Annotated in this window: 9 protein-coding genes; 3 read left to right on the forward strand and 6 right to left on the reverse strand. The window is 66.8% G+C overall.

Annotated elements, in window-relative coordinates; all coding sequences use genetic code 11:
* Nucleotides 1-61 precede the first annotated feature (61 nt).
* From AC3A4T_RS10310 to bla, 4 genes are all read right to left on the reverse strand, one after another.
* Entirely contained in the window at nt 62-1252 is a 1191-nt protein-coding gene (locus tag AC3A4T_RS10310; RefSeq protein ID WP_487675307.1) for a trypsin-like serine peptidase, read from the reverse strand.
* Entirely contained in the window at nt 1249-2853 is a 1605-nt protein-coding gene (locus AC3A4T_RS10315; RefSeq protein WP_487675308.1) for a S8 family peptidase, read from the reverse strand. The genes AC3A4T_RS10310 and AC3A4T_RS10315 overlap by 4 nt, the downstream gene beginning before the upstream one ends.
* 35 nt (nt 2854-2888) lie before the next feature.
* On the reverse strand, nt 2889-4199 hold the full coding sequence (locus AC3A4T_RS10320; protein ID WP_487675309.1) for a hypothetical protein: 1311 nt from the start codon (nt 4197-4199) through the stop codon (nt 2889-2891).
* A 453-nt stretch (nt 4200-4652) separates the two neighbouring features.
* On the reverse strand, nt 4653-5576 hold the full coding sequence (gene bla / locus AC3A4T_RS10325) for a class A beta-lactamase (protein ID WP_487675310.1): 924 nt from the start codon (nt 5574-5576) through the stop codon (nt 4653-4655).
* A 156-nt stretch (nt 5577-5732) separates the two neighbouring features.
* Between bla and AC3A4T_RS10330 the strand changes: the two genes are divergently transcribed.
* The gene (locus AC3A4T_RS10330) at nt 5733-6650 is read left to right on the forward strand and encodes a hypothetical protein (RefSeq protein ID WP_487675311.1); all 918 of its coding nucleotides are present in this window, start codon (nt 5733-5735) and stop codon (nt 6648-6650) included.
* A gap of 10 nt (nt 6651-6660) precedes the next feature.
* Here AC3A4T_RS10330 and AC3A4T_RS10335 read toward each other — a convergent pair whose 3' ends face one another.
* Entirely contained in the window at nt 6661-8205 is a 1545-nt protein-coding gene (locus AC3A4T_RS10335) for an MFS transporter (RefSeq protein ID WP_487675312.1), read from the reverse strand.
* A gap of 78 nt (nt 8206-8283) precedes the next feature.
* Complete coding sequence (locus tag AC3A4T_RS10340) at nt 8284-8445, reverse strand: DUF6053 domain-containing protein (RefSeq protein WP_487675313.1); 162 nt, start codon at nt 8443-8445, stop codon at nt 8284-8286.
* A 144-nt stretch (nt 8446-8589) separates the two neighbouring features.
* Between AC3A4T_RS10340 and AC3A4T_RS10345 the strand changes: the two genes are divergently transcribed.
* Nucleotides 8590-9480, forward strand: coding sequence for a LysR family transcriptional regulator (locus AC3A4T_RS10345; protein WP_487675314.1), 891 nt, complete (start codon nt 8590-8592; stop codon nt 9478-9480).
* A 457-nt stretch (nt 9481-9937) separates the two neighbouring features.
* Nucleotides 9938-11635, forward strand: coding sequence for a M28 family metallopeptidase (locus AC3A4T_RS10350; RefSeq protein WP_487675315.1), 1698 nt, complete (start codon nt 9938-9940; stop codon nt 11633-11635).
* The last annotated feature ends 55 nt before the right edge of the window (nt 11636-11690 follow it).

Consider the following 11690-nt stretch of genomic DNA (forward strand, 5'->3'; position numbering starts at 1 on the left):
ATGTACGGATTCGAATTTTAGACGCAGCGTGTCATTGCTGCCACGCACCCGGCACGATCGCTCAGTCGGGCAGGAACTGATTCAACGCATGCGCCCGCAACGCGCTGGCGATGATGGCCCGATTGCCGCTTTTCACATCGCCGCCCCAGTAGTGCAGGCCGATCACGCCTTCCGAGCCGATCGGCGTGGCCGGCCCACCGGAATAACCGCCGATGGTGGACGCGTCGTAGAGCAGATCGACGGCGCTGTTCGGATCGGGATCCATCAACTCGCCGAAACTTACGCGCTTGCGGCCATCGGGGTTGCCGAACACCGCGGCGATATCGCTCGGCACGTGAGCCATCCGGCCGGGATGGCCGACGGCGTAGACGAAATTGCCATCCCATTCGTTGGCATCGGCATTGAGTGTCAGCGGCCTGGGCGCGGCAATGGACGAGCCGGCCATCGGCTTCACCCGCAACAGCGCTACGTCGACCGGGTCATTGGGCTGGGAGACGAACACCACCGCGTCCACCGCATAACGCAGCTGGCGCGCCGGGCCGTTGTCGTGGGCGAAATCCAGCGACACGCCGACATCGGACTTAAGCCGCGCCTGGGTCGGGTTTCCGGGCTGACGTCGCGCCAGGCGCAGGCCGTAGTCGGGAAACAGCACATGCCGGTTGGTGATGGCCAGATTGGGGCCGAGCAGCCAGGCGGTGCCGACCACGGTTTCCGGGGTGGACGCGAAGTGGTCCTTGACCATCACCGCGGCGACTGCCGAGGCGGTCGTCGCCAGGGCGCGTTCGTGCTCGTCGAGTATCGCGCGCCAGAAATCCGAGCCGGGATGGCGATCGTCGTCGATGGGTTCGATCGCGTGCTGCATGACCCGCAGCGCCGGGCGACCGCGGCTGAGGATCACCGATTCCAGCGCCAGGGTATGCGACAGCGACAAGGCCGCGTTCGGGCCGTCGTCGACCATCACCCGCATCGCGTCCTGCGCTTGCTGGATCAACTGTCCGGCCAGCAGGTCGGCTTCCTGGCTGCGGTCGCGACCGGTCAGATCGGCTTTGGCCGCCTGACTCCAGCGGCTGAGCAAGCTGCGTGCAATCAGTGCACGGTCGTGATCATCGGGCGCGCCCCGCCGCGGCCGGTCGCTTGCGAGGAACTCGGCGGCCTCGAATGGGTCGTGATGCCGGGTGCCCAGAAGCTTGAACGCGCGTCCCGCGGATTGCTCCAGCAAAGCGGCTTCGGGTTCTTTCAGATCCAGGCTCACGTGAGGTCCTCCGGTGCATCGAGCGGTGCGCCGATCAGCCGGCGCAGGCTCGGCGACAGCGATGGGGTCGGCGGGGTTTCGACCCGAGCCCGCAGCGTGGGCTGCACCCGCAGCCGATCGAATGCCGCGCAGGCCAGTTCGGCGTGGTGTTGTGGATCGTCGAGCGCGGGGGCCGCGGCTTCCGCGCCGGTCGGGCCATAGGCTGCGGCCAGAAGATGGCGCAGCGACGCCTCGACATCGTCCTCGGCGACGGGGCGAGCGGTCTCGACGCCGCCCCAGGCGCTGGCCGGCGCGAGCTTGAGCAGTTCCAGCGCGTCGACGATACCGGCGCCGAAACGATCGTGGTCGAAGTCCTTCGGTTTATCGGCGGAACGGCTCAGCAGCCGCCGGAACATGTCCTGCAACGTATGCGGCTTGCTTACCTCGGCGATCAGCGCGTCGCGGCCGTGATGCGCCAGCCACAGTGCCGCCACGCCGGCGGTCAGCGCGGTCGCGAAGGAGGTTCCCTCGCTGGCCGAAACCCGCGCGGGCGGTTGCATGGTGTCGTTGCCATCGGCGCGCAGAACGAACTCGCCCGGTGCCGACACCGTCACCGATTCGCCGCGGCATGAGCCACGCCATGGCTGGCTTTTTTCGTTGGTGCCGCCCAGCGCGATCATTTCGGCGTAGCGCGCCGGCCAGACCACTTCGGTCACGCAGTTGCCCGCGGCCGCCAGCACAATCACGTCCGCGCTCACCGCCTTGCGCACCGCCGCGTGCAGCGCGCGACTGGGCACGCCGCCCAGGCTCATGGTGATGACGTGCGCGCCTTGTCGACGGGCATAGTCGATCGCCTGGGCGACCCGGCTCTGATCGAACACCGCGACCGATTCGGTGCAACGAATCGGTACCAGTCGAGCCTTCGGCGCGCTGCCGCGCATGGTGCCGTTCGCGCTGATCACCACGCTGCCGGTACCGGTGCCATGGCCTGGGTTCATGCCATGCAGCAAAGGGTCGATCGGTTTTTTCCCTGGCTCGACGAAGTTGGCCGAGCGCGGATCGTCGGCGATGTCGCGGGGCAGTGCGGTATGGGTATGGACTACGCCGGTGTCGGGTTGGAACACCGAGATGCCTTCACCGCCATGCGGTCGACCTAGCTGTTGCGAATAGTCCCAGGCATTGGGCGCTTTGATCCGCTCGACCGCCCAGTCCGGCTCCTGCGGCTGTTCCTTGGCCCAGCACCAGAATGTCCAGTTCGCCGCTTCGACCGATCCTCCGTCCGGCGGCGGCGACTGCTGCTGGTAGTAATCGCTGCCCACATCGGGTTCGACCGTGGTGGCGCCGGTCGCCGCCCGCAACGCGTTGGCGACTTCGAACAGATCGGCGCGATCGGGCCGATCCACGCCGGGCACGGTCAGCAGGATGAAATCTTCCGAAGATTCGCCGTCGTCGAACAGCGCAGCGAGCGCGAACTCCAAGGCCAGCACCGAGGCGACGGCGGCATGCAGGTCGCGCTCGGGCGGCGGCGCTTCGATGACGAAACGGACCGATGAGTCCGGCGATACGCGAGTCTTTTGTTCTGCGTCCCAGGCCGAGACGATATCGAGCAGCACGCTTTCCATGGCGAATGATTCCGTTTGCTGGATTGCGCTGGACCTTACTGGCCCAGGGTCGATGCGAGACGAGAGGATTTGGTATAGCCGCCGTGCTGCGCGATGGTGCCGCCGTCGATTACGCGTCCATCGCGGCCGTCCAGCAACAGATAGGACACGGCTGCGCCGCCCATGTGATACAGCGGTGGCGCGCCCAGGCCGGTCAGCAGATTTTTCTTCAACAACATGCCGCCGCCCGCGCTTTCCAGTCGGATGAGCAGCAACAGCGAGCCAGTGTCGTCGCCCGCGCCTTGCAGGGTTGATTCCAGCGCCATGTCGCTGACCAGATCGATGATTGGATCGCGAGCCGGCGTTCCACTCGGGGTGGTCAACGAAACCAGCAGCGCGTCGTAACCGCTAACGGCCTCCCGCAGTACCGCTTCGTCGCTGCGATAACTCGCGGCTTCCGCCAGTGCCTGTTCCTTGTCTTCGCCATCCTCCGCGGCGACACGCTCCTCGCGCGCGGCGAGCGCCGCCAGCGCGACAGCCCGAGTCTGGGCCTGGTTGCGCAGCTTGAGCAGCCCCTGCAGTTCGGTGACGATGCTCTCCAGCGCCCGGGCGCGCTGCGCGGGCATTTGCACGGCCGGCCAGTACACCCGGGCGCCGTGCTGGGACAAGCCGCCGGCTACGGCGTACATGGCCACCGATTCGTCCGTGGTCTGATCGAAGCCCAGCATCTTGTAGTCGGACTTGAAGAAGCTGAGCAACTTGCCCGCGGCGTCCAATCCGGCCGACACGACCGCCGGCAGGGCGGACGCGGTTTCGGCACCGCCACTGGATCGAGTGCTGGTAAGCGCCGAGTCGAGCACCTGCTTGAGCATCTTCACCCGGAATCGGTACAGCTCCAGGCGTTCGGGCGATCGATAACTCGTCCCGGCGGCGACGAGGACCCGGCGCTCACCGATTTTCCCGCACAACTGCGCGCAGATCCGCTGTGATGCGGCGGCGATCGCCTTGGTCGCCAGCAGCCTGGCTTCCAGCGTGCCGGCCTTGTCGTTGAGTTCGACCGCGCCGGTATAGGAGGCATTCTTGACCGTACCGAACGCCTGGGCGATGCGTGCTTCGGTGGCGGAGTTCGCCAAGTCTTTCTCGGCGTTTTCCAGTGCGTTTTGGGCCTGCAATGTTTTTAAACGATCGTCTACCGGCGCGGCGGCCTGATCGCGCACGCGCTGCGCGGTCAGGCGCGCGGTTTCGGCGGTGAGCCGGGCGGTTTCCGCGTTCAGACGCAGGGTATCCTGATTGATCGTGTCGACGGTTTCCTGAGCGATCGCCATGACGCTTGCTCCTGCCAATGCCAGACCCAGCACGATGGCCAAATTCGAGGGCGTCGTGCCGCGCCTCGGGCGAACGACGACCTGCCGGCCACGCGGTGGCCCGCTGTCCTGAGCGATACGATGCATATGTTCCCCCTGTTCTTCCCTGATGCTACGCGTGGTGTTGGTGATCGAGCGGGCCGTCCTTGCGGATTGAGATGCGTGTGGCCATGGATGCAGGGAGGGGCTCGCACGAGCGTGAACCAGCGCCGCGCGGCCCGGTGGCGACTCGGGCAGTGGCGCACTGGGTTATCTGTCGGAACGTAATCGCCGGCCGCCACCGGCCAAAGTGGCGGGCACGGGCACCCGCGGCGATCGGACGCAGACGGGCGTCGGCCTGAGATCAGCGTTGCTGTGCGAGCAAAAGGAGCGTTCGCGTGGCGCACAAATGACCGAGCGGCCAGCAAGCCGCTCGGTCGGATGACACTTCGTTGTCGGATGCCGCCGAGCGCGAACTCAGCGCCGCGCCGCGCCGATGCCGAGTTGCTCGCTCACGATGCGCGCCACCGAGGCCAGCACCGCGTCGCGGCCGGCGCTGTCGAGCTTGGCGGTGGCCAGATAGCTGACGATCAGGACCGGTGCGCGGCCCGGCGGCCAGACGATCGCGACGTCGTTGGTCGCATCGTCGCCGCTGCCGGTCTTGTCGCCGACCCGGACCCCGGCCGGCAGGCCCGCGCGCAGGCGCTTGTCGCCGGTCTTGTTGGCGACCAGCCAGGCGATCAACTGCTTGCGCGAGGATTCCTTCAGCGCATCGCCCAGCAGCAGGCGCTGCATCGTGGCGACCTGCGCGGTCGGCGTGCTGGTGTCGCGCGGATCGTCGGGCGCGCCGCTGTTGAGCGTGGGTTCGGTGCGGTCGGTGCGGGTGACGCCATCGCCGATCTCGCGCAGGAACCGGGTCAGGCCCTGCGGTCCGCCGACCAAGGGATACAGCAGATTCGCCGCCGGGTTATCGCTCAAGGTCACCGTCGCCTCGCACAGCTGCGCGACGCTGGCGCTGCGGCCCACCAGCGGCTGAGTGAACGGCGCATGCGCGATCATGTCGGCGGCGGTGATCGGCACCTGCTGCGACAGCGTGACTTTGCCCAATTCAACCTGACGCAGAATCGCCGCGGCCAGCAGGTACTTGAACGTGCTGCACATGCGGAAGCGTTCGTTCTCGCGCCACGCCAAGCGCTGGCCGTTGCCGGTGTCGAGCACGGCCACGCCCAGCCGGCCGCCGCTGTGCTTTTCCAGATCGTGCAGGCGCGACTGCCAGTCGCCGGGGTTGGCATCGTGCTTGGCCGGCGGTGCGAGGCTCAGCGCGGCGGCGCCGAAACTGGCGCTCGCGCCGACGGCGAGCAGCAGGCCGCTGGCGCATTGCAGAAAATCGCGTCGTTGCATGGGCAGGTCTCCTTCGGGGACCCCGATTATTGGCGGCGGGGGTGAGCGCGACAAACGAGGAATTCTCGCGGCAGGCAAAAGAAATCCTTGCAGCGGCTGCAACCGTCGCCGCGCCGGCCGTATCTGTTGCAGCAATCCAAAGTTTTCGGCATCCGCATGAACGCTACCGTACAACTAGTCGTAATCGCTTCGCTGCTGGCCGTCGTGGTCGGCCCGCTGTTATGGGGCGCGGTCGGGGTGTTGCGCTCGCGCGGCACGGCCGCGAGCGCGGCGCCGCGCAGCGAATGGAGCTGGCGGCCGACCCTCCATTCCACCGCGCTGTACGCATTCAGCTTCAGCCTGATCTTCTTCATCCAGGAAGTGTTCCTGGTGGTGCCCAAGGCGCTGACCCCGGGCCTGCGGCCGACCTTGTTCCACAACAATCACAACTGGGACGGCGACAACCCGCTCGCGCATCTGTTCCAGGGCACCGGCGCGTTGGCGATATTGTTGGTCGCGATCGCCTGTACCGTGTGGCTCAAGCTGCGTCCGCCGCGCGGCATGGGCTGGCGGCTGTTCGCGATCTGGATGGCGTTCCACGGTTACTTCCAGTCGTTGCCGCAGATCGTGGTCGGCTCGGTGGTGCCGCAGAACGATGTCGGCATGGCCTTCGATTATCTGCAGCTCGGCGCGGGCACCAAGCTCGCGTTGGGGCTGACCGCGTTGCCGATCATCGCCGCGCTGGCGATCGGTTTCGCCAAGCCCTTGCTCGCGCTCGCACCGCAGGCCGGCGACATCGCCACACCCGGACGGCGCAGCGGTTTCATGTTCCGCATCGCGACCCTGCCGGCGTTGCTGGCGCTGCCGTTGATCATCGCGATGCGGGTGCCGGGCAGTCTCGATCAGGTCGCGATCGTGCCGATCGCCGAGTTCGTGATCGGCGTGTGGTGGCTGCAGGCCGCGGCGTGGTCGACCGCGTCGGCGCGAGTGGCGGGCATCGCGCCCGCGCGTTCGCTGGCGCTGCCGGTGGCGGCGGTGATCGCGCAGTTGCTGATCTTCCAGGTCGTGCTGCGGCCGGGCATCGCGTTCTTCTGAGGTCGTGCGCTCACTGCGCGCACGACGCTTCTTGCGCGTCGCTCGCCGACGAGCGCGCGCGGCCCGGCGCGAAGATCGCCAGGCTCAGCGCGGCCAGCACGCACACGCCGATGCCGCCGTACCACAGCACCCACTCGAAGCCCTGGATCAACGCGGCATGCGCGACCTCGTGGGCGCCGCCACTGACCGACTGCAAAGCGTTGACATCGCCGGCCGCGATCCGCCCGGCCAGTTGCCGCAACTGCGCGCCGTCGAAGCGCGCGCCGAACACCTCATGCAGATGCGCGGCGATGCCCGCGACCAGGATCAGACCCATCAAGGCGATATTGATCGCCAAGGTGATCAAGCGCGCGCTCATGTCGATGCCCGCGGCCATGCCGGCGCGCGAACTCGGCACCGCGGCGGTGGTGGTATTGGTCACCGGCGTATTGGTCAGGCCCAGGCCGGCGCCGGCCAGCAGCGCGCCGGGCAGCATGCTGAGCCAACTGGCATGCTCGACCGCGCTGCCGTAGCGCATCGCCACAAAGCCCGCGCCGATCGCGAACAGCCCCAGCGGAATCACCACCGCGGACGAATAGCGCGCCGACAAACGTTCGGCGAGCGGCGGCATCAACAGGGTCGGCAAGGTGTAGGCCAGCAATGCCAGTCCCGCGCTGACCGTGTCGTAGCCCAGCGCGCTCTGGTAATAGATCGGCAGGTAGATCATGAACGGCCAGAAGCTGAAGTTCATGCCGATCGATCCCATGATCGAGCCGGAGAAATCGCGGATGCGGAACACCGCGAAATCGAACATCGGATGCGCGCTGCGCTTTTCCGCGATCACGAACGCGATCGAACCGATCACCGCGATCGCCAGCGCGGCCAATGCAACCGGACTGGCGAAGCCTTGTTCCGGCGCCTGGGTCAGGTAATAGGTCAACCCGAGCACCGCCAGCGACAAGGTGGCGATGCCGGCGCGATCGAGCTTATGCGCATTGGGATCGCGCGACTCCTGCGCGCCGAGCGCGATCAGCACCCAGGTCAACACCGACAGCGGCACATGCACCAGGAACACCCAGTGCCAGTTCGACAGCGCGACGATCGCGCCGCCGATGATCGGCCCGAAGCCCAGCCCGGCGCCGAACACGATGCCGAAGATCGCGAACGCGCGGCCGCGTTCGCGGCCGGCCTGAAACTGATGCGACAGGATCGCCATCTGGCAGGTCAACATCGCGCCGCCGGCAATCCCTTGCGCGAAACGACTCGCGATCAGCACCGGCATGCTTTGCGCCACGCCGCAGATCAGCGAGGTCAGTCCGAACGCGATCACGCTGAGCACGAACACACGGCGGCGGCCGTAGCGATCGGCCAGCGTGCCCGCGGCCATCAACACCGTGGTGCAGGCGATGGTGTAGGCGTTCATCACCCACTGCATGTCGCGCAGATCGCCGTGCAGTTGTTTTTCCAGGGTCGGCAAAATCACCGGCACGCTGGAGATCTCCAGGCCGAACATCAGCGCGGCGAGGCTGACCGCGGCGAGGGCGAGGGTGTTCTTGCCGGATTGGGACAGGGGCATGGGGTGTCCTGGGAAACGATGGGGCAGGGCTTCGCATTGCCGCGTTTGATGGCTGCGGCGCGGTTGCGTTGCGAGTAGTCAAAGGTGGATGCGTCGCCAGCCAGCCAGTTGGTTTGTGCAAGACCGCAGCTCAGCTTCGAGGTCTGTTGTGGGAGGGGCTTCAGCCCCGACGCTCTCGACCAGGTCACTGAGGCCTTTCGCAATCTGAGCGGAAAGCGTCGGGGCTGAAGCCCCTCCCACAACAGACCTCGCGGCCTCGCGGCGATGGGCGGCGTCGCCAATCGAGCGACACCGATCATTCTCCCCGTCCCCGACTCATGAGAGAAATGATTTAATTTTGTGGAACCCATTACGGCCCATCATCAATCGCCGTATCCTGAGCCCATGGACTTCGACCCGGCCCTGCTGCGCACCTTCGTCGCCGTCACCGAAACCGGCGGCTTCACCCGCGCCGCCGAGCGCCTGCACCTGACCCAGTCGGCGATCAGCCACCAGATCCGCCGCCTCGAAGAACAAGTCGGCCGCCCGCTTCTGCGCCGCACCACACGGCGCCTGACCTTGACCGAAGACGGCGAAGACTTCCTGCGCCATGCCGGCCAGATCCTGCAATCGTTGGACGCATTGACCCGGCGCTTCCAGCCCTCGCCGATCGCCGGCGTGGTCCGCTTCGGCGTACCCGAGAATTTCATCGGCGATCGTCTGCCCAACGTGCTGTGTCAGTTCGCGCGCGCGTTCCCATCGATCCGTCTGGACGTCAGCGTCAGCATGAGCATGGACCTGCGGCAGATGGTCGAAGCCGACGAACTCGACCTCGCGGTGATCATCGCCTTGCCGGGCAGCGGCGCCGGCACCGTATTGCGGCGCACGCGCTGGGTGTGGGTCGCGGCCGATTACTTCGATGTCGCCGCGAACACCTCGTTGCCGTTCGCGTTTTTCCCGCCGCCGTGCATCAACCGGCAAGTCGGCATCTCCGCGTTGGACGGCACCGCGGTCGAATGGCATGTGGTGTTCACCTCGCCGAGCCAGCAGGGCCTGCACGCGGCGATCCTCGCCGGCCTGGCGATCACGGTGATGGCCGAGGACGACGTCGAACCGGGCATGCGCATCGTCGACGGCGAATACGGCCTGCCGACCTTGCCCGACGCCGAGTTCGTGTTGATCTGGAACTCGCTCGAAGCCGCGCCGGCGGTGTGCGAGTTCGGCAAACTGATCCGCGACCTGCCGGCCACCGCGCCGAACCCCGCGCCGAATCCGATGCGCGTGCGCGGCGTTTGAGTTTCCGCGCCGTCCAACTCCGCATGCGCTAACCGAAAACCCGTGCTTTTCCCCCCTTTGAAAAAGGGGGGCAGGGGGGATTTGCTCTTCCTCCAACACCAAGCGCAAAAGCAAATCCCCCGCGCCAGCCACTACAACCCAACCTCACGCAGCGCAGGGCGCAGCCCCCTTTTTCAAAGTGGGCGAATTGACTCGCGCGCTCGTACATAACGACAGCCCGATCAACCAATGGGCCGACCATCTCCCAGCCCCCCGCGCCCTGCTTTTCCCCCCTTTGCAAAAGGGGGGCAGGGGGGATTCGCTTTTAGCCCGTCCACCATCACCCACCATCACCCACCAACACATCGATCCCATCCTCACCACAAACAAACCCCACCACCCCCCATCCCCAGCCAAAGCCCGATAGACCCTTCACCCCCACCTAGCTACCATCGGCCGACCTACCGAGGGCCTCCCAATGAAGTTGCCAATCGCCACGCCCCTGGCGGTGCTCTGCGCCGCCGTCCTGTCGCTGCCGGCCTACGCCGCCAAGCCCGCCAAAGCCCCGAAGGCGCCCAAAGCCCCGGCCTTCGACACCAAGCGCCTGTCCGACGAGGTCAAGACCCTGTCCTCCGACGAGTTCGAAGGCCGCGGCCCGGCCACCGCCGGCGAGACCAAGACCATCGACTACGTCGTCGCCCAGATGAAGGCGGCCGGCATCCAGCCCGGCGGCGACCTCAAGGACGGCAAGCGCCTGTGGACCCAGGCCGTGCCGCTGCTGCGCACCGAAATCGCCGGCACCCCGACCCTGTCGGTCGCGGTCAAGAAGAAGGCCCGCGCCCTCACCCAGGGCAACGAGATCGCCGTGCGCGCCGCGCTCGACGGCTCCAAGACCGTGAGCTTCAAGAACGCCCCGCTGGTGTTCGCCGGCTACGGCGTCGCCGCGCCCGAGCGCCAGTGGGACGACTTCAAGGGCGTCGACCTGAAAGGCAAGATCGCGGTCGTGCTGATCAACGACCCGGACTTCGAATCGGCCAGTGGCGACTTCGGCGGCAAGGCCATGACCTACTACGGCCGCTGGACCTACAAGTTCGAAGAAGCCGCCCGCCGCGGCGCGCTCGGCCTGCTGATCGTCCACGAAACCGACCCGGCGTCGTACGGCTGGGCCACGGTCAAGAACTCCAACACCAACACCATGTTCGACGTGGTGCGCGACAAGCCCAGCGCCACCCATCCGACCATGGAAGGCTGGATCCAGCGCGACCTCGCCGTCAGCCTGTTCAAGAGCGCCGGCCTGGATTTCGAAAAACTCAAGAAGCAGGCCCAGACCCGCGAGTTCAAGCCGGTCGTGCTGAAGAACGTGACCCTGTCGGCCAACTACGCCGTCGACAGCCAGGTCATCACCTCGCAGAACATCGTCGGCCGCATCGACGGCAGCAAGAAGCCCGACGAAACCGTCATCTACAGCGCGCACTGGGATCACCTGGGCGTCGGCCAGCCCGATGCGAAGGGCGACAAGATCTACAACGGCGCCGTCGACAACGCCACCGGCACCGCCGCGCTGATCGAAATCGGCCGCGCCTTCGCCAAGGGCAAGAAGCCGCAGCGCTCGATCGTGCTGCTCAACGTCACCGCCGAGGAAAAGGGCCTGCTGGGTTCGGAGTACTACTCCGCGCGTCCGCTGTACCCGCTGGCCAAGACCGTCGCCGTCATCAACATGGACGCGCTCGACCCGACCGGCCCCTCGCGCGACTTCACCACCTCCGGCAGCGCCAAGCAGGACCTGCTGACCGACCTCATCAGCACCGCCCAGCGCTGGAACCTGCGCTACGTCGACGACCCGAAGCCCGAAGCCGGCTACTTCTTCCGCTCCGATCACTTCCCGTTCGCCAAGCGCGGCGTGCCGGCTATCTCGTTCGGCTCGGGCGAAGACAAGGTCGACGGCGGCGTCGCGGCCGGCAAGGCCGAGAGCGACGCCTACACCCGCGACCGCTACCACCAGCCCGCCGACCAGTGGGAGCCCACCTGGACCTTCGCCGGCATGGCCCGCGACATGCAGATCCTCTACACCCTGGGCAATGAACTGGCCAACTCCAACAAGTGGCCGAACTGGAGCGAAGACTCCGAGTTCCGCGCCGCGCGCGACGAGACGGCGGATCAGCGTCCGAGCAAGTAAGCCTGCAATCGCGCCGGGTCCAACCCGGCGCTAAAAACCAAACGGCCGCGTCGGA

The organism is Lysobacter sp. Soil_N_51, assembly GCF_057655755.1.

Excerpts from the sequence above, each read along its gene's own strand:
- AC3A4T_RS10315 (WP_487675308.1), bottom strand. The coding sequence starts at position 2,853 with ATGGAAAGCGTGCTGCTCGATATCGTCTCGGCCTGGGACGCAGAACAA.
- AC3A4T_RS10350 (WP_487675315.1), top strand. The coding sequence starts at position 9,938 with ATGAAGTTGCCAATCGCCACGCCCCTGGCGGTGCTCTGCGCCGCCGTC.
- AC3A4T_RS10345 (WP_487675314.1), top strand. The coding sequence starts at position 8,590 with ATGGACTTCGACCCGGCCCTGCTGCGCACCTTCGTCGCCGTCACCGAA.
- AC3A4T_RS10335 (WP_487675312.1), bottom strand. The coding sequence starts at position 8,205 with ATGCCCCTGTCCCAATCCGGCAAGAACACCCTCGCCCTCGCCGCGGTC.
- AC3A4T_RS10330 (WP_487675311.1), top strand. The coding sequence starts at position 5,733 with ATGAACGCTACCGTACAACTAGTCGTAATCGCTTCGCTGCTGGCCGTC.
- bla (WP_487675310.1), bottom strand. The coding sequence starts at position 5,576 with ATGCAACGACGCGATTTTCTGCAATGCGCCAGCGGCCTGCTGCTCGCC.